The following is a 15,950-nucleotide window of genomic DNA, read 5'->3' as shown; positions in this document are numbered from 1 at the left end:
AGATCCATGCCATGCCTGGCAATCGTGTGTTCAAGCGCCGCGAGCGCGGTTTCACCCTGATGGAAATCATGGTGGTGATTTTTATCATCGGCCTGCTGATCGCGGTGGTCGCCCCCAGCGTCCTGGGCAGCCAGGACAAAGCCATGCGCCAGAAAGTCCTGGCGGACCTGGCGACCCTCGAGCAGGCCCTGGACATGTACCGCCTGGACAACCTGCGCTTCCCCAGTTCCGAGCAGGGGCTGCTGGCCCTGACCAGCAAGCCGAGCGTGGAGCCGTTGCCCCGCAGCTGGCGCGCCGATGGCTATATCCGGCGCCTGCCCCAGGACCCATGGGGCAACGCCTACCGCTACCGCACCCCGGGCCAGCATGGTCGGGTGGATGTGTTCTCCCTGGGTGCCGACGGCCAGGAAGGGGGCGAGGGCACCGACGCCGACATTGGTAGCTGGGACCTCTAGGCATGCCGCGCTGCGACGGTTTCTCGCTCCTGGAAATGCTGGTGGTCTTGCTGATCGTCGGGTTGTTCAGCGCCCTCGGCGTGGCTGCGCTGGATGCCGGCCAGGCCCCGATGCGCCAGGCTCTGGCGCAATTGGCCAATGACGCCCGGGCCCAAGCCGCCCAGGCCCGGCATGGCGGACAACTGCTGGGCTTGCGCTGGAACGGCCGGCAGCCGGAGTTCGTGCGCTGGCAGGTGGCGCAGGGCCGGGGAGCCTGGCGCGTCGAGGGTGCACGCTCCACGCCCTGGCCGGCCCAGTTGCAGCCCGACTGGCCTCGCAGCGCCGAGCCGCAGGTGATTTTCACCCCCTCCGGACTGGCCCGCCCCGTGGCCTTGACCTGGCGCTGGCCCGAGGGCAGCCAGCGCTGGCAATGGCGCGCCGACAACACCCTGGAGATTGCGATCCAGCCATGAAGCGCCAACGAGGTTTTACCTTGCTCGAAGTCACAGTCGCCCTGGGGATCGCCGCACTGATGGCGGTGATGGTCAGCCAGCTGTTGCGCCAGCGCATCGCCACCCACCAGGCGGTGGCGCAACACCGTGTCGGCAGTTTGTGCGCCCGGGAGCTGGAGGCGCGCTTTGGCGTGGAACGCTACTGGCCGCAGATCAACGCGGTGAGTGGCGAACTGCGCCAGGGCCACACCACCTGTCACTGGCAATTGGTGCTGGGCAACACCGGGGTCAACCGCCTGCGGCGCGGAGAGCTGACGCTGTTCGCCGACCCCGAGCAGCGCCAGCCCCTGGGCCGGTTCAGCCTGTTTCTGGTGCGCCCATGAGGGCGGCGCAGCGCGGCCTGACCCTGATCGAGTTGCTGGTGGCGATGGCCTTGACTGCGGTGCTCGGGGTGCTGCTGGCGGCCCTGGTCAATGGCTGGATCAAGGTTCGCGAGCGCCTTGAAGAGCCTGGCAGCGAGCCCCGGGTGCTGGAGTTCTGCCTGGCCCTGGAGCGGCGTTTCGATGCCCTGGTGCTGCGTCAGTTGTATGAACAGCGTCTGCCACTGGGGCTGACCTGGCTGGATTGGCAACCCGGGCTCGGCCACTTGCAGTGGGTAGCACTGGGCGCCTGGCCAGCGGCTGACGCCACATCCCGGGTGCAGCGCCAGCGCCTGGTGTTCGACCCCCGGCAACGGCGCCTGAATCTCCTGACCTCGGCCGACCTTTACGCGGCCGGCATGCCGCGCTGGGAGTTGCGTGAGTCGCTGGAAAACATCGACCGGGCCACCTTCAGTTTTTATCAGGGCACGCGCTGGCTGGCCTTTCCTTCCACCGTTGCCGCCCAGCCCAACCGTGGCGTGCGGATCGAGTTCGAGCACCAAGGAGCGCCTTATGTCTGTACCTTCGCCTTGCCCGACACCCAGCCATGAGCCGCAGCATGTTTGAGCGTCTGCGGGCCAAGCCGCGACAGTGGCTGCTGGTGCGGCCGCCGACCAGCGCCGACGTTGGCTGGCAATGGCTGCACTACGCCGCGCAGCAGCCTCGATCCAGCGGTGACTGGCCGCCGCCGGCCGCCTATCTGGAGCTGCCCGGGGCCTTGATCATTCCAGCGCTCGATTGCAGCCATTTCTGCCTGCCGGCGCCCCCGGGGCTCAAGCGCCATGAGTGGCCGCAATTGTTCGAAGACTATGGGCAACAGCCTGCCGAGCAGTTGCTGGTCAGTTGTCTGTCCCGGGATTGCGGGCACCTCGAGCTGCTGGTGATGCAGCGCCAGCAGGTGCAGCAGTGGCTGGCCGAATGTGCGGCGCTGGGGGTGCAGATCACCCAGGGCTGGGCCGAGCTGCAATTGTTGCCGCAGCCCGAACCCGGGCACGGCGTGTGTTGGCAGCGCGAGCAGTTGCTGTGTCTCAAGCGCGGTGGCCAGGCGCAGCCCGGGCAGTGGCTGGTGTGGCCACAGGTGCTGGGCGCGACTTTGCCGCAGGCCTGGCGTGAGTTGCCCGTGGAGCAGATTGCAGGCACCTGGCCCTCGCGACTGGCAGCGCTGGAGCAGGTGCCCGGGGTGCTGGAGGGCGCGCGTCCGCAGCCTGGCCACGGGCGTCGCTCTGCGCTGATGACCGGGTTGCAGCGCCGCTTGCTGCTTGCTTGCGCGTTGCTGGCGGTCTGCTGGGGTGCGGTTTATCTGCTGCAGACCTGGCAGCAGCTCGCTGACTGGAAGGCTCAGGTCAAGGCCGTGGCCGGGCCGTCCAGCAGCCCGCTCCAGGCGCGGGGGGCGCTCGCTCGGTTGCAGAATCAGGACACCGACTGGCGGGTGCGTCAGCAGCAGATCGTCACCCTGGAGCAGGCACTGTCGGGCTGGTTGCAACAACAGCCGGGCTGGTCGGTATCGAGCAATCATTTTGACGGCCGGCTCTGGCGCGTGGGCCTCAGTGGCAGCGGGGTGCGGCCCGAGCCGGCTCAGTGGCAGGCGATGGCCCAGGCAGCCGGGGCGCAATGGCGTGCCGAGCCCCAGGGCCCTGGCGCTGACCTGCAGTTGAGCTTTGATCTGGGGGAACAGCCATGAGCGTACGGATGCTTGCGTACCTGGACAGCTTCAAGCAATTGGCCCCGGCCCGGCGTTATGGCGTGCTGGTCGGCTGGGCCCTGGTGCTGCTGTTGCTGCTGGTGCTCTTGACCCGGCCCCTGCTGGCGGCCTGGCAAGAGGCGCGCCAGTGGCAGGCTTTGGCCCAGCAGGCGCGCACCCTGGCGCCGCGCCCGGTGTTTTCCAATGAACACTGGCAGGCCCTGGCCGCCTCGCGGCAGTGGGTCCTGACCCATGTCGAACGCCAGGGCGAACGCTGGCAGTTGCAGGGTGAACTGCCCGGTCCCCAAGCCTTGCAGCAGTTGCTGCGCACGGTGCAGGAACAGGGCGGGCGCCCGATGCAGTGGAGCCTGGAGCGTGGCGCGCAAGGCTACGCCTTCAGCCTGGAGCTGGCCGCCGGGGTTGAGGGGGCATGAGCCGCCACATCGCCTGGGGCGTTCTGGTGTTTGCCTTGACCCTGTTGCTGGAACTGCCGGCAGCCTTTGTCGCCCGCCAGGTGCCTTGGCCAGCGCAATGGCAGCCCGACGGAGTCTCGGGCAGTGTGTGGCAGGGCCGGGCGACCCGGTTCGCAAGCCTGGGGCCGCTGGAGTGGGAGGTCCGACCCTGGGCGCGGGAGGTGCGGTTGAACCTGGGGTTTCAACAACGGTTCTGGGAGGGCTCGGTCCGCGGCTGGCCCTGGAACTGGCAGGTGCAGTTGGCACCGCGTGCGGCCAGCGCGATGCCCGCGACGGCATGGGTGCTGGACGGGCGCTGGCAGGGGCGGCTCCAGGTCAATGGCGCCGGGCGTCGTTGTCGCAGCGCTGAAGGTGAATTACTGGGCAGCGAGCTCGCGCTGCTGAGCCCATGGCAGATCAACCTGGGCAGCACCCGGATCGAACTGCAATGCCGGGATGGGCTGCAACTGTTGGCAGTCTTGCAGCTGCCTGGCGAACACGGTTTCAAGGTCGAGGCCGACCTGCAACGCCAGCGCGTGCAGGTGGATGGGCGGGTTGAACCGGACGCCGCCGTCATCCCGCTGCTGGTTCAGGCGCGCTGGCTGCAACCCTCGTCGCAGACCTTCAGCAAGGTCCTGGGTAAACCCTGAGGGCTGCGCGGCGCTGATCACTGCTCGGCGTTGCGGCTGTGGCGGTAGTCGCTGACGGCTTCATATACCGCTTTGCGCAGGCGGTTGATGCCGCCAATCGGGCGATGTTCTTCCAGGCCGAACCAGGGGTTGAAGGACTGGTTGTCGCAGGCCAGGTTCTGCGCCGGGGTATCGAAATCCTGGGGCGCAATCCTGACCCGGGCCACGGTCTCGAACGGGGCATCGCTTTCGCGCCACTCGATGCTGGTGTCTTCCAGCGGCATGTATTTGCTCGGGTCCTGGCGCTGGATCTGCAACACGAAGCAGGCCGCCACCCGGTCGGTGGACAGTTGCTGGGTCAGGGCGCTGCGCAGGAAGTTGGGCAGGTCCTGATTCTGCGCCGGCAGCTCGTAGCTCGGGCAACTCGCCGGATCCGGCGCGACCCGGAATTTGGCGTTGGCGCTGCCGAACTTGTAGGGCGATACCGAGAAGTAGGTGGTCTGGGTCGGGCTGGTAGGTGCTGGTGACAGGGTAGCCAGGGCGATAAACAGATGACGCACCTGCCAGCTGCGCGGATCCCAGCCGGGGAAGAACGCCAGGACCTTCTTGCCGTCGGCCTGGGCCGCGACGTTCTGCGCGTATTCCGCCACATCGCTGACGAAGAAGTTGGGATGGTTGAACATCACAAAGTCCTGCTCGGTGCGCAGCGGTTGCTCCTTGAGCAGTTGTGGCCCCGTCACGTCGAGCAGCTTGATCGCCATGCCCCGTGCATCGCGGATGCTGTCGAACTGCGGGTAGGCATTGCCGTTGGATAAGCGGATGTTGGCTTGCCAGATCTTGCCCGGCTCGGCGAAGACCCCTTGGCGCAACTCGGGGGCCAGTTGCTCCAGCACCTGGACCTCGGCCTTGACGCAGCCGTGGGCCTTGGCGTGGGCATCGCGCAGGTAGCGAGTGCCTTCGCGGTGCTGGTCGACGATGCGCACGGCGGTCTGGATGATGCCCTGGGTCATGGCCGCCTCGCCCGGCGGAATCTGCTCCTGGGCCGAGACTGCGCCGCTGTGGTGCCAGGCAAACCAGGCGCTGGACAGGGCCCAACCGAGCAGTCCCAGGCCCAGCAGCCAGAGTAGAGTCTTGCCCAGCAGGGCACCGACGCGTAGCCAGAGGGTTATCAGCATGGGGCAATCCTTTTAACGAAGTCGATCATCATGGCAGTTGTGGTTCCAGCGGCCCGCCCAGGACCTTCAGGTATTCGAGCAGGGCCCAGCGTTCCTCGGGTTGCAGCCGGCGACCGATCACCCCGTTGCCCCGTGCCCCCGAGCGAAATTCGTGGCCGCTGTTGTGGTTGCCGCTGATTCGGGTGTCGAACACGAAGCCATTGGCGAAAGCCTCGGTGCGATAACCCAGGTGGCGCGGGTCGTATTCGAAGGTGCCTCTATAGAAGGTGGAGGCGCGCTCATCCTGAGGCGACAGCAACTGATAGATGCTTGGCACCGAACCGTTATGCAGGAACGGCGGCGTGGCCCACACCCCCGCCAGCGGCCGGGCCTTGTAGGCACGCAGTTCGCGTACGCCGATCGGCAGGCCGAAACCGTCAAGTTGGGGCCGCTCTTCGGGGGTGACCTGGGCATCGCGGTAGGCACGCTCCTCGACAAAGGCGGTGACGTAGGCCAGGCCCTTGGCTACCGACAGTTGGCTCATGTCCAGCGCCTCGGTGGGCGTCGGGTGCAGTTGCACATTGGACGCTGCCAGTTGCGCGGCGTCCCACTTCAGGGCGCTGAGGTCGTAGCGCTGGTCGGCAATGTTGTTGGCGCTGTTGGGGTCAGTGCCGATCACCTCGACTGGCAGCATCTTCAATTGCTGGACCGGGCGGCCGTTGACCTGGGTCACGGGAGGCACATGGCAGCCGGCGCAGTTCTCGTTAAACAGCCCACGACCCTTGGCCGCCAGCGGCAGGTCGATGGCGCCGAACAGCTCCTGCGGCCACGCTGGCGGCTTGAGGCGCTGCAGGGTTTCTTCAATCAGGTTCAGGTCCCGCACCCTTACGCTTGAGGGGTAACGTGCTTCGTTCTGCAGCGGCTGGCCGTTGGCGTCGAAGAAATTCAGGGTGGCGCCCACTCCCAGGGCTTCGCCTATGTTGCGGGCCATGGGCTGCTGGGCCGAACCGTTCCACTGCACCCAGTCGAAGGTCCAGATGTCCCACAGTTGCGGGTAATCCACCGGGGCGTTGGCGACGCGGTAGTTATCGGGAGTGATCGCATCGCCGAAGCTGGCATTGGCGATACGGCCGAAGGCATCGGTGCGTCCCGGGCCCTCTTCGGTTGGATAGAGGCCCCGGTGGGTATCGTTCCAGGCCACGCGCAGGAAGTTGTTCAGCGACAACTTGAAATCTTTGCGCAGCTGTTGGTGCTGGGCCTCGTAATCATCGCCCAGTACATTGCGCGCGAAGCGCTCGAATTTCCACGGGTTGTAATAGGTGGCGGCCAGGCTGGCCACCAATGCCTGACCAAAACTGCCGCCACGCAGGGTCGGCACGCTGGAGGGCAGCACATGCTGGGCCGAACCGCCGTCGATGCGCAGTGCCTGGTTATTGAAGCGCAGCTCGCCGGTGTGGCAGGCGGCGCAGGTGATGTCCAGGTACTGCGCCGGGTTGCCCGGGTTCTGGTGGCGGGCAAAGCCCACCGGCAGATTGCCCGGGTTGTTCGGCGTGGCTTTCTGCGCCGGGTCCACCAGGAAGCCGAAGAGCGCCAAGTACTCGGGCGCCGCGAAGCGCTGCTCGGAAAACGGCAACTCCAGGGCGCCGAACCACTCATAACGCAGGCCTTTGACCTGGGTGCCCTGGGGGGTGAAGTAGTAGGTCTGGCGGTCGGCAGCACTCCACTGTTCCAGGTAGTGCACCTGTTGCGGCGGCTGATAGGCCGGCAATCTGGGGTTGGCGACGTAGTACAGGACGACGGCTAGGATAATTCCGAGCAGCAGTGCGATCAGGGTCAATACACGGTAGAAAAGGCGCAAGTTAAACATCCTTGTCGAATTTTGTTTCCTTATGCACTAGGGCACCAGGCTGGGCAAGTCGCCATTATCGCGTAATCAGGCCGCCCGCGGGCTTTGGCGGCGGGTGCCGGCCTGGCCTTTGCAGGCTGATTAAATGCGCTTTAAGACGTGAACTAATCCAGGGTTTGTTGCTCTCATGCCGGTAGCCATTGGTTGTGGGCGCCTGATAAGCTCGCGGCTTTATTCGATTGCCCTTTTGGCGCATGAACAAGGAAATAGCATGAAACAGCATCGGTTGGCGGCGGCGGTGGCCCTGGTTAGCCTGGTACTTGCGGGTTGTGACTCGCAGACCAGCGTAGAGCTGAAAACCCCGGCGCAAAAAGCTTCCTACGGTATTGGCCTGAACATGGGCAAAAGTCTTGCCCAGGAAGGCATGGATGATCTGGATTCCAAAGCGGTAGCCCAGGGCATCGAAGATGCCGTCGGCAAGAAAGAACAGAAGCTGAAAGATGACGAGTTGGTCGAAGCCTTCGCTGCCCTGCAAAAACGTGCAGAAGAGCGCATGGCCAAGGTCAGCGAAGAGTCGGCTGCAGCCGGCAAGAAATTCCTCGAAGAGAACGGCAAGAAGTCTGGTGTGACCACCACCGCTTCCGGTTTGCAGTATGAAGTGCTTAAGAAGGCCGACGGCGCTCAGCCCAAGCCGACTGACGTAGTGACTGTTCACTACACCGGCACCCTGACCAACGGCACCGTGTTCGACAGCTCCGTCGAGCGTGGCAGCCCGATTGATCTGCCGGTAAGCGGCGTGATCCCGGGTTGGGTCGAAGGCCTGCAACTGATGCACGTTGGCGAGAAGTACAAGCTGTACATCCCTAGCGACCTGGCTTACGGCGCGCAAAGCCCGAGCCCGGCGATTCCAGCCAACTCGGTGCTGGTATTCGAGCTGGAACTGCTGGGTATCAAAGATCCAGCCAAGCAAGACGCCGCCAAGTAATACGCGTCTGTGTTTGAAACAACGCCCCGCTTGACGGGGCGTTGTCGCATCTGGCGCTTGATGCTGGTAAAAAATGCGAACGGACGCTGCAAGGCGCAGTCTGATCAAGAGGTAAGCAGTGGGTAGCCGCACAAGGCTGCCAAGTCAATGAAATAATGGGTTTTTTTATGTGAGTAAAAAACGCCCGATCTGAGCTCAGCCCTTATGAAACGGGGCTTTCAGCCGTGAAAAATAGCTCTGTTCACAAGGTTATCCACAATTTGTGTGGATAACATTTCAGTGGGAGTGAAGATGAAAGCGCCGTGGAATTTTTCCCGCTTCCTGCCCCTCGCCGGAAGGCTGCTCAGCCGTGGTCGCCTGCCTACCCTGTTGTTCGCCGTGGCGAGCAAAGGCGCCAGCCAGGGCAATCGCCTCGGCAAGCTCAAGGACGACCTGCGACTGCTCCAGGCCCTGTGCCTGGCCTACTGGCGTGGCGAATATCGAGCGATCAGCCCCAAGTCGATGATTTCAATTGTGGCTGGCCTGATGTATTTCCTCAGTCCGCTGGATGCGATTCCCGACTTCATTCCGGTTTTCGGCATGATCGACGACATCGCCGTGCTGGCCTGGGTGATGAAAACCCTGGACGACGAACTCAATGCCTTCCGCGCCTGGCGTAATCGCCAACTGCCGGAGAAGCTCGCCGTGGTTGAACGTTTGCCCGATACCCCGGAGCAATTGCAACTCGAGGCTCCGAAGAAAGACTGAATCCTGCGCAACGGATCCATACAATGATGCTCCCCGCGACCTTGGCGACTGTTAGGATTACACTTCAAGGGAAAAGTCCGACTCGCTAAGTGTCGTTGTCCTACGGGGTAGTAATGGATATTCAGATAATTGCACGCGATGGCGAGCCCGAATATGCGGTTGTGCCATGGGCTCAGTATCAGGCTTTATTGACAGCAGCAGGGATCACCGACCCATCGCCGCGCCCGGACTCCGTCATCCACGCGGCCGCACCAGGCCAGGTCCTTCCTGGTTTGGATCAACTACGCAATTTGCGCGAAGGGAAGGGCATCGCCATTGAGGCGCTGGCCCGCAAAGTAGGCATCAGCCCGTCTTACCTGGCCCTGATTGAAAGCGGCGAGCGTCTACCCGACGCTGCGATTCGCCGCAGCCTGGCCTGGGAACTGACGGTGCCGGGGTGGAGGGAGCAACCGTGAGTGTAAGGATCAGTCGTCAGCATTGGGATGGGCTGTTGGGTGAACTGGATCAGGCCCGTCGACAGCGTCATCTTCTTACTTATCGTGCGCTCCTTGAGCGCCTGCAGTTACCCAGCCCCGCCATGCAGACCCTGACCGCCGCGCTCGAACACTTGGCGGCTCTGGATGCGCGCGCGGAACAACCGCTGCGCAGTTCGCTGGTCATCAGCCAGGGCGCCAGTCGCCTGCCACGCACCGGTTTTTTTGAGTGTGTCGAGCGTCTCGGGCGTTTTTCCGGGCCGTCCGACGGTGTAGCCGCGGCCTCCTGGCATGCTTCGGAAGTGGTGCGGGTGTTCGAATACGAGTACCCCGAATCAGCGGAGGCCTGACATGTTCTGGCGACTCAAGGCGCGTTTCGGCTACTGGCTGGCGCGCCGGTTGTTTCATTGGTCATGGCTGGTGCGGCAACCGCGCAGTTGGCACTGGCTGGAAGGGCAATTTGCGCGCATGGCCAACCTCGGCGATGTCGGTGCCCAGAGCTTCTACGGGCATATCCTGACTTTTCGTGGCCAGGGGCTCGGTGCTCGCGAGGAAGGTGTGCGCCTGTTGCGTCTGGCGGCGTTGGCCGGGGACGGCAAGGCTGCTTATCAGGTCGGGGTGATCAGCCTCGCCGGCACAGCCAGCAAGGCACCTGACCCGGCCGAAGCCGCGCGCTGGTGGACCATGGCGGCCAAGGCCGGGCACCCGTTGGCCGAGCTCAAGCTTGCGCAGCTGAATCCACCGGATCCTGCACTCCCTCAGCGCTGAGTGTGGCCGCCAGGTCCAGGCTGTCGATCACATGGATGCTGTAACCCAGCACATTCTTGGCGTGGTGTTTGGCCTGGGAGGCCAGCTCGGCGAGCTGGCTGGAGTCGAGTTGTCCACAGGCCTCTGGATGCAGATGCACCACCCCGATCGACAATGACAGCAGGGCGAATTCCTGGCGCACGCCCTGGCGGTTGGGCGCGATGAAGCATCCGGCTTCCAGGTGTTCGGCACGGTAGAAGCGTCGGCACTGGCTGTGGAAATCATCCAGAAGCTGGCTCAAGCGCTTGCGCCAATCCTCGGGGCCCAGCACCAGCAAAAAATCATCGCCGCCGATATGCCCGACAAAGTCGCGACTGGGGTCAACACGATCGTTCAGGCATTGCGCCAGGCACAGCAGCACTTCATCGCCGCGGCCGTAGCCGTAGATATCGTTGAAGGGTTTGAAACTGTCGATATCCACATAACAGATCACCGACTCCCGCCCTTGTTGCAGCAGGCGCGTCAGGCATTGCTGGATCGGCACATTACCCGGCAGCAGGGTCAGCGGATTGGCATAGCGTGCCTGCTGGATTTTCAGCTCGGTGATCAGTTTCAGCACATCGATTACCCGCCCCAGGCCCAGGTAGCCGCCGTTGAGGGTGATGATGAAGTCTTCTTCGATGCGCTGGCGTGCGCGGCTGGTGATCAGCCGGCTGACCTGCTGCAGTGATTGACTCAGCTCGACGGCCAAGAAGTCGTCGTTCATCAGCCGGCTGATGGGCTTGCGCGCGAACAGGTCGGTGGCGAAGGGCTTGAGCAGGGCATCGGACAGCGAATGACGGTGCACGATGCCACAGGGTTGGCCGCGCTCATCCAGCACCGCCAGCGAGTTCAGGTTGGCCTGGGAGCGGAAGGCCTCGAGTACGGTGGCGGTCGGCGTATTACGCGCCACTGCCGGTTGCTCGTTGAGCAGGGCGCTAAGGTCGGGGCTTTCATCGCTCAAGGCTACCGTGCTGCTCTCGTGCTTGGGCAGCATGGCGCGGGCGTCCCGGGGGGGCTGCTCTTGCGGGCGGCAAAGCAGATAGCCCTGAATCAGATCGACGCCCATCTCGGTCAGCACCGCCAATTCTTCCGCCAGTTCGATGCCCTCGGCGATAACCTGGGCCCGGGAGGCCCTGGCGATTTGCAGAATCGAGCCAACGAATTCGCGCTTCAACGCGTCCTGATGAATGCCGTCGATAAAGTGGCGGTCGATTTTAACGTAGTCCGGACGCAGTTCCGACCACAGGCGCAGGCTAGAGTAACCGGCGCCCAAATCGTCCAGGGCAATCGAGAAGCCCATGTCGCGGTAATGGTGCAGTGCGTTTTGCAGCAGGCCGAAATCATCGATTGGCGTCTGCTCTGTCAGCTCGATGACCACCTGGCTCGGCGGGATACCGAAGTCCTCCAGCAGTTGCAAGGTCCGGCCAGGCTGGTGGGCGGCTTCAAGCAGGGATTCAGGGGAGACATTGAGGAACAGTTTGCCGGGCAGCTGCTGCTCGCTGAACCGTTTGCAGGCACTGTGACGGCAGGCTATTTCCAATTCGCTGAGGCGTCCGGCCTGGCGGGCCACGGCGAACAGCGCTACCGGCGAATGCAGCGGGCTGTTGGAGGGGCCGCGACTCAAGGCTTCATAACCCAGGATTCGACGTTCGGAGAAGCTGATGATGGGCTGGAACAGGCTGTGCAGACCGCTTTGAGCCAGGATTGAACTCAAGGCACTCAGCTGTTCGGTCGTGGTCATGGCAATCTCTGTCGAAAAAAAAAGGACCGGGCGAGCCCTTGATTCAAGAGCAGCGCCCGGTCCTTTATTTCACGACAGAATGATGACTGTTTGATGACGCTCCGAGGAGCGTCAGCATTAAATTGCCATCATTGTCAGTGCTTGGCGACCGAGGTGTTGAGCTTCAGGTAATCGAGCAGGATGCGCCCGGTTTCGCTGAGGTAGGCATCGTCTTCCGGTTTGGTCTTGTCCGGTTCGGCGGCGGCCAGTGCGTCTTCGTCCTCTTTCTTCAGCTCTTTCAGCGGGTCCTCGCCCTTGGCCTTGCGGCGGGCGTTTTCCAGGGCCAGTTGCTTGGCTTCGATGTCGGCATGTTGTGCGCGGCGTTCGACTTCGTTGAGGCTGACGGTCTTCTCGGCCATCAGTTTCTGCGCCAAGGCCAGCTTGTCGCGGATAAAGACGAATTCCGCGTCTTTGGCCGAACGTGCTTCATGTTCCGACTTGAGCTGTGCCAGGTACGGTTTGAACGGGTCTACCGCAGGCTTGATCGAAGGACGAATGGTGTCCCACGGCATGGCTTCGGGCAGGGCGCTCTCGCCGATTTCCTTGGTGTCGATGATCGATGGGAAGTTGACGTCCGGCAGTACGCCCTGATGCTGGGTGCTCTGCCCGGAAACCCGGTAGAACTTGGCCAGGGTCAGCTTCAGCTCGCCATGGTTGAGCGGCTGAATGGTTTGCACCGTGCCTTTGCCGAAGGTCTGGCCGCCGACGATCAACGCGCGGTGGTAGTCCTGCATCGCACCGGCGAAAATCTCCGAGGCCGACGCCGAGAGGCGGTTGACCAGCAGCGCCATCGGGCCTTTGTAGAAGGCACCCGGGTTCTCATCTTCCAGCACATCCACGCGACCATCAGCGTTGCGCACAAGTACGGTCGGGCCTTTGTCGATAAACAGGCTGGTCAGCTCGGTGGCTTCCTGCAGCGAGCCGCCACCGTTGTTACGCAGGTCGATGACCACGCCGTCGACTTTTTCCTTCTGCAACTCGGTCAGCAGTTTCTTCACATCGCGAGTGGTGCTCTTGTAGTCCGGATCGCCGGCACGGAAGGCCTTGAAGTCCAGGTAGAAGGCCGGGATCTCGATCACCCCGAGCTTGTAGTCCTTGCCGTCCTGTTTCAGGTTGAGGACCGACTTCTTCACCGCCTGGTCTTCGAGCTTCACCGCTTCGCGGGTGATCGGCACGATCTTGCTGGTCTGGTCGTTTGGCGCATTGCTGGCCGGGATCACCTCCAGGCGCACCAGGGTGCCTTTCGGGCCACGGATCAGCTTGACCACTTCGTCCAGGCGCCAGCCGACCACGTCGACCATTTCCTTGTCGCCCTGGGCGACACCGATGATCTTGTCTGCCGGTGCCACTTGTTTGGTCTTGTCTGCCGGGCCAGCCGGCACCAGGCGTACGACCTTGACCTGGTCGTTGTCGCTCTGCAACACGGCGCCGATGCCTTCCAGCGACAGGCTCATGTTGATGTCGAAGTTTTCCGCGTTATCTGGCGACAGATAGTTGGTGTGCGGATCGTATGACATGGCGAAGGTGTTGATATAAGCCTGGAAGATGTCTTCGGCACGGGTCTGGTCCAGGCGCGCCAGCTGGTTCTTGTAGCGCTTGGTCAGCAGTTCCTGGATGGCCTTGGGCTCTTTGCCCGCGATCTTCAGGCGCAGGACTTCATCCTTGACGCGTTTGCGCCACAGGTCGTCGAGCTCTGCGGTGGTCTTGAGCCAGGGAGCGTCCTTGCGATCGATCAGCAAGGTTTCCTTGGTGGTGAAATCGAATTTGTCGACGCCCTTGTCCAGCTCTGCCAAGGCGAAATCGAGACGGGTTTTGACCCGGTCCAGGTAGCGCTTGTAGATGGTGAACCCGGCGTTGAGGTCGCCGCTTTTCAGGAAGTCGTCGAACTGGGTTTTCCACTTGTCGAATTCGGCGATATCGCTGGCCAGGAAGTAGCTGCGCGAAGGGTCCAACAGCTTGATATAGCTGTCGTAGATAATCACCGAACGCGCATCATCCAGCGGAGGCTTGCTGTAATGGTGGCGCTTGAGCAGCTCGACGACGCTAAGGCTGGCAATCACCTCTTCGCGATCAGGCTGAAGTTTGTCCCAGCTATTGGCTGCGAACGTATTGGCCGACATCGGCAACAGGCCAATACCAATGAAAAGAGCGAGGGCGGTGCTGGGGAACAAATGCTTCATGCTGATTCGACGCGGGGGCAATTGATAACGCATATTAGGCCGTCTTTGAAGTCGCCGGTTCCATAAGGGCCGGTCGCATAATGCAAAAAGCCCGGCGCTACAGCATCGGGCTCAGTCCAGACTCACTATGGAGGCACTGTGAAAGCATTGCAAGGCGTTGAAGGTCAAGTGGAGTGGGTTGAAGAGCCGAGCCCTGCGTGTGATGTAGGTCAAGTTCGCATCCGGGTGGCCGCTGCCGGCCTGAATCGAGCCGATTTGCTGCAGAAGGCCGGGCTCTATCCACCGCCGCCCGGTGCGAGCCAGGTGCTGGGGCTGGAATGCTCCGGAGTGATCAGCGAGGTGGGGCCGGGGGCGTCGTGGCAGATCGGCGACCGGGTGTGTGCACTGTTGGCTGGCGGCGGCATGGCCGAGGAAGTGGTGGTCGATGCCCGTCATGTATTGCCGGTACCGGAAGGCCTGTCCCTGGCCGAGGCGGCGGCCTTGCCGGAGGTGTACAGCACGGCGTGGTTGAATCTGTTCCAGCTGGCGGCGCTCAAGCCTGGGGAAAAGGTTCTGCTGCACGCCGGTGCCAGTGGCGTCGGTTCGGCGGCGATCCAGCTGTGCAAGGCCTTTGGCAATCCCTGTTGGGTCAGCGTCGGTTCGGCCGAGCGTCTGGCGTACTGTGAGTCCCTGGGCGCACAGGGGGGCGTGGTGCGTACTGATGGCCTTGAAGGCCTGAATGATTTCGCGCCGTTTGATGTGATTCTCGACCCGGTCGGTGCCAACTATGCCGCGCTCAACCTCAAGCTGCTGGCCCGTGACGGGCGTTGGGCACTGATTGGCTTGATGGGGGGGCGCGAGGCGAAATTGGACCTGGCCCAGGTGTTGGCCAAGCGTGTGCAATTGCTCGGTTCGACCTTGCGCAGCCGCGACGAGCAATTCAAGGCGGACCTGTTCAGCGACCTGAGCCAACACGTCTGGCCCCTGTTCGCCGAAGGGCGCCTGAGCCCGCAACTGGCCAGGGCCTACCCGATCAAGGATGCCGAAGCGGCATTTGCCGAACTGGCGACCAATCAGGTCTCGGGCAAGCTGGTGCTGGTGATTGATCCCACCTTGGTTTGACCGTCACTCGTAGCCGCTGCCGTGAGGCTGCCCTGGCGGTGTCGGGCGGTAGGAAATCGCTGTTGAGATGCGGCGTTGTCGAGGGGCGACGCAGCCTTCGGCAGCGGCTCCAGAGAGGGTAGCCGCGGCCCTATCAGGCGCTGGGTTACTTCCAGTGATGAATCGGCCAGCCGGCTTTTTCGGCATGTTCGCGCAGCACCGGGTCGGGGTTGACCGCGTGGGGGTGGTCGACCTTGAGCAGCAACGGCAAATCGTTGCGCGAGTCGGAATAGAAGCTTGCGCCCTCGAGGTTTTCCTCTTCTTCATCCAGCCATTGCAGGAGCCGAGTGATCTTGCCCTCGCGGTAGGTCAGGGTACCGACGGTGTTGCCGCTGTAGACCCCGTGGGTGACTTCCAGCTCGATCCCCAGCACTTCATCGATGCCTAGGCGCTCGGCAATCGGCTTGACCAGGTGCGTGCCCGAGGCCGAGATCACCAGGATCCGGTCACCGGCCTGGCGATGGGCGGCGATGGCCTTGCAGGCGTCGCTGTAGATGATCGGTTCGATCACGTCTTCGACCCAGGGTCCTACCAGGTGAGCGACTTCTTCCGGGGTGCGCCCGGCCATGGGTTCCAGGCTGAAGCTCATGAACTCTTCCATCGCCAGCTTGCCGTGGCTGTAGGCGTCCATCAGCTCGTGGTTGCGGCGCATGAACGACTCGCTGTCGACCCAGCCCAGGCGCCCCATCTGCTCGCTCCAGAGGGTGGCGCAGTCGCCGTGAATCAGGGTTTCGTCCAGATCAAAAATTGCCAGGGCCATCAGTGCAGGTCTCTCTTCAGAAGCGTTGC

Annotated in this window: 18 protein-coding genes; 13 read left to right on the top strand and 5 right to left on the bottom strand. The window is 63.1% G+C overall.

All coding sequences use genetic code 11. The annotated features are described in order from the left end of the window. Positions 1–11: 11 nt before the first annotated feature. The 7 genes from gspG to gspN are packed head-to-tail and all read left to right on the top strand — an operon-like array spanning position 12 to position 4,088. Positions 12–455, top strand: a complete 444-nt coding sequence (gspG, locus tag MF4836_RS13915; protein WP_020295567.1) for a type II secretion system major pseudopilin GspG — start codon at positions 12–14, stop codon at positions 453–455. A 2-nt stretch (positions 456–457) separates the two neighbouring features. Continuing rightward, the gene (gspH, locus tag MF4836_RS13910; RefSeq protein WP_078470769.1) at positions 458–907 is read left to right on the top strand and encodes a type II secretion system minor pseudopilin GspH; all 450 of its coding nucleotides are present in this window, start codon (positions 458–460) and stop codon (positions 905–907) included. After that, positions 904–1,269, top strand: coding sequence for a type II secretion system protein (locus MF4836_RS13905; protein WP_078470768.1), 366 nt, complete (start codon positions 904–906; stop codon positions 1,267–1,269). The genes gspH and MF4836_RS13905 overlap by 4 nt, the downstream gene beginning before the upstream one ends. Next, positions 1,266–1,856 carry a prepilin-type N-terminal cleavage/methylation domain-containing protein gene (locus tag MF4836_RS13900; protein ID WP_078470767.1) on the top strand — a complete coding sequence of 197 codons (591 nt, stop codon included), beginning with the start codon at positions 1,266–1,268 and terminating at the stop codon, positions 1,854–1,856. The genes MF4836_RS13905 and MF4836_RS13900 overlap by 4 nt, the downstream gene beginning before the upstream one ends. Positions 1,857–1,864: 8 nt before the next feature. Beyond that, on the top strand, positions 1,865–2,986 hold the full coding sequence (locus MF4836_RS13895; RefSeq protein WP_078470766.1) for a GspL/Epsl periplasmic domain-containing protein: 1,122 nt from the start codon (positions 1,865–1,867) through the stop codon (positions 2,984–2,986). Then, on the top strand, positions 2,983–3,420 hold the full coding sequence (gene gspM, locus MF4836_RS13890) for a type II secretion system protein GspM (RefSeq protein ID WP_078470765.1): 438 nt from the start codon (positions 2,983–2,985) through the stop codon (positions 3,418–3,420). The genes MF4836_RS13895 and gspM overlap by 4 nt, the downstream gene beginning before the upstream one ends. Further along, positions 3,417–4,088: a type II secretion system protein N gene (gene gspN, locus MF4836_RS13885; protein ID WP_078470764.1), complete on the top strand. Its 672-nt coding sequence runs from the start codon at positions 3,417–3,419 to the stop codon at positions 4,086–4,088. The genes gspM and gspN overlap by 4 nt, the downstream gene beginning before the upstream one ends. Positions 4,089–4,105: 17 nt before the next feature. Here the strand turns inward: gspN and MF4836_RS13880 are convergent, their stop codons facing one another. Beyond that, positions 4,106–5,242: a catalase family protein gene (locus MF4836_RS13880; RefSeq protein ID WP_078470763.1), complete on the bottom strand. Its 1,137-nt coding sequence runs from the start codon at positions 5,240–5,242 to the stop codon at positions 4,106–4,108. 28 nt (positions 5,243–5,270) lie between these two features. Beyond that, a complete protein-coding gene (locus MF4836_RS13875; RefSeq protein WP_102047910.1) occupies positions 5,271–7,079 on the bottom strand; it encodes a di-heme-cytochrome C peroxidase in 1,809 nt (602 codons plus the stop codon). 259 nt (positions 7,080–7,338) lie between these two features. Between MF4836_RS13875 and MF4836_RS13870 the strand changes: the two genes are divergently transcribed. The 5 genes from MF4836_RS13870 (at position 7,339) to MF4836_RS13850 (ending at position 10,040) form a co-directional block, all read left to right on the top strand. Then, complete coding sequence (locus tag MF4836_RS13870; RefSeq protein ID WP_020295558.1) at positions 7,339–8,052, top strand: FKBP-type peptidyl-prolyl cis-trans isomerase; 714 nt, start codon at positions 7,339–7,341, stop codon at positions 8,050–8,052. 291 nt (positions 8,053–8,343) lie between these two features. After that, positions 8,344–8,799, top strand: coding sequence for a YkvA family protein (locus MF4836_RS13865; RefSeq protein WP_020295557.1), 456 nt, complete (start codon positions 8,344–8,346; stop codon positions 8,797–8,799). A 113-nt stretch (positions 8,800–8,912) separates the two neighbouring features. Further along, positions 8,913–9,254 (top strand): helix-turn-helix domain-containing protein, encoded by a 342-nt coding sequence (locus MF4836_RS13860; RefSeq protein WP_078470939.1) that lies wholly within the window; start codon positions 8,913–8,915, stop codon positions 9,252–9,254. After that, the gene (locus MF4836_RS13855) at positions 9,251–9,622 is read left to right on the top strand and encodes a hypothetical protein (RefSeq protein ID WP_003179080.1); all 372 of its coding nucleotides are present in this window, start codon (positions 9,251–9,253) and stop codon (positions 9,620–9,622) included. The genes MF4836_RS13860 and MF4836_RS13855 overlap by 4 nt, the downstream gene beginning before the upstream one ends. 1 nt (position 9,623) lies before the next feature. Then, on the top strand, positions 9,624–10,040 hold the full coding sequence (locus MF4836_RS13850; RefSeq protein ID WP_078470761.1) for a sel1 repeat family protein: 417 nt from the start codon (positions 9,624–9,626) through the stop codon (positions 10,038–10,040). Here MF4836_RS13850 and MF4836_RS13845 read toward each other — a convergent pair. Both MF4836_RS13845 and MF4836_RS13840 read right to left on the bottom strand, forming a co-directional pair. After that, a complete protein-coding gene (locus tag MF4836_RS13845) occupies positions 9,991–11,802 on the bottom strand; it encodes a bifunctional diguanylate cyclase/phosphodiesterase (protein ID WP_078470760.1) in 1,812 nt (603 codons plus the stop codon). The two genes, MF4836_RS13850 and MF4836_RS13845, sit on opposite strands and share 50 nt — an antisense overlap. Before the next feature lie 134 nt (positions 11,803–11,936). After that, on the bottom strand, positions 11,937–14,021 hold the full coding sequence (locus tag MF4836_RS13840) for a carboxy terminal-processing peptidase (RefSeq protein WP_177326754.1): 2,085 nt from the start codon (positions 14,019–14,021) through the stop codon (positions 11,937–11,939). A gap of 138 nt (positions 14,022–14,159) precedes the next feature. On the opposite strand from MF4836_RS13840, the gene MF4836_RS13835 reads away from it, so the two are divergent. Continuing rightward, positions 14,160–15,122, top strand: a complete 963-nt coding sequence (locus MF4836_RS13835) for a zinc-binding dehydrogenase (protein WP_078470759.1) — start codon at positions 14,160–14,162, stop codon at positions 15,120–15,122. Between the two features lie 145 nt (positions 15,123–15,267). Here MF4836_RS13835 and MF4836_RS13830 read toward each other — a convergent pair whose 3' ends face one another. After that, positions 15,268–15,921 (bottom strand): HAD family hydrolase, encoded by a 654-nt coding sequence (locus tag MF4836_RS13830; RefSeq protein ID WP_020295550.1) that lies wholly within the window; start codon positions 15,919–15,921, stop codon positions 15,268–15,270. Positions 15,922–15,950: the final 29 nt, after the last annotated feature.

Origin of the sequence: Pseudomonas sp. MF4836 (assembly GCF_002018875.1) — a bacterium.
Taxonomy (GTDB): domain Bacteria; phylum Pseudomonadota; class Gammaproteobacteria; order Pseudomonadales; family Pseudomonadaceae; genus Aquipseudomonas.
The sequence above is the reverse complement of the archived record's forward strand: the minus strand, read 5'-3'. Positions and strand labels throughout refer to the sequence as shown.

What these genes read in the sequence shown, in the direction of transcription:
- gspG (WP_020295567.1), top strand. Translation starts at nt 12, where the DNA reads ATGCCTGGCAATCGTGTGTTCAAGCGCCGCGAGCGCGGTTTCACCCTG.
- gspH (WP_078470769.1), top strand. Translation starts at nt 458, where the DNA reads ATGCCGCGCTGCGACGGTTTCTCGCTCCTGGAAATGCTGGTGGTCTTG.
- MF4836_RS13905 (WP_078470768.1), top strand. Translation starts at nt 904, where the DNA reads ATGAAGCGCCAACGAGGTTTTACCTTGCTCGAAGTCACAGTCGCCCTG.
- MF4836_RS13900 (WP_078470767.1), top strand. Translation starts at nt 1,266, where the DNA reads ATGAGGGCGGCGCAGCGCGGCCTGACCCTGATCGAGTTGCTGGTGGCG.
- MF4836_RS13895 (WP_078470766.1), top strand. Translation starts at nt 1,865, where the DNA reads ATGTTTGAGCGTCTGCGGGCCAAGCCGCGACAGTGGCTGCTGGTGCGG.
- gspM (WP_078470765.1), top strand. Translation starts at nt 2,983, where the DNA reads ATGAGCGTACGGATGCTTGCGTACCTGGACAGCTTCAAGCAATTGGCC.
- gspN (WP_078470764.1), top strand. Translation starts at nt 3,417, where the DNA reads ATGAGCCGCCACATCGCCTGGGGCGTTCTGGTGTTTGCCTTGACCCTG.
- MF4836_RS13880 (WP_078470763.1), bottom strand. Translation starts at nt 5,242, where the DNA reads ATGCTGATAACCCTCTGGCTACGCGTCGGTGCCCTGCTGGGCAAGACT.
- MF4836_RS13870 (WP_020295558.1), top strand. Translation starts at nt 7,339, where the DNA reads ATGAAACAGCATCGGTTGGCGGCGGCGGTGGCCCTGGTTAGCCTGGTA.
- MF4836_RS13865 (WP_020295557.1), top strand. Translation starts at nt 8,344, where the DNA reads ATGAAAGCGCCGTGGAATTTTTCCCGCTTCCTGCCCCTCGCCGGAAGG.
- MF4836_RS13860 (WP_078470939.1), top strand. Translation starts at nt 8,913, where the DNA reads ATGGATATTCAGATAATTGCACGCGATGGCGAGCCCGAATATGCGGTT.
- MF4836_RS13850 (WP_078470761.1), top strand. Translation starts at nt 9,624, where the DNA reads ATGTTCTGGCGACTCAAGGCGCGTTTCGGCTACTGGCTGGCGCGCCGG.
- MF4836_RS13845 (WP_078470760.1), bottom strand. Translation starts at nt 11,802, where the DNA reads ATGACCACGACCGAACAGCTGAGTGCCTTGAGTTCAATCCTGGCTCAA.
- MF4836_RS13840 (WP_177326754.1), bottom strand. Translation starts at nt 14,021, where the DNA reads ATGAAGCATTTGTTCCCCAGCACCGCCCTCGCTCTTTTCATTGGTATT.
- MF4836_RS13830 (WP_020295550.1), bottom strand. Translation starts at nt 15,921, where the DNA reads ATGGCCCTGGCAATTTTTGATCTGGACGAAACCCTGATTCACGGCGAC.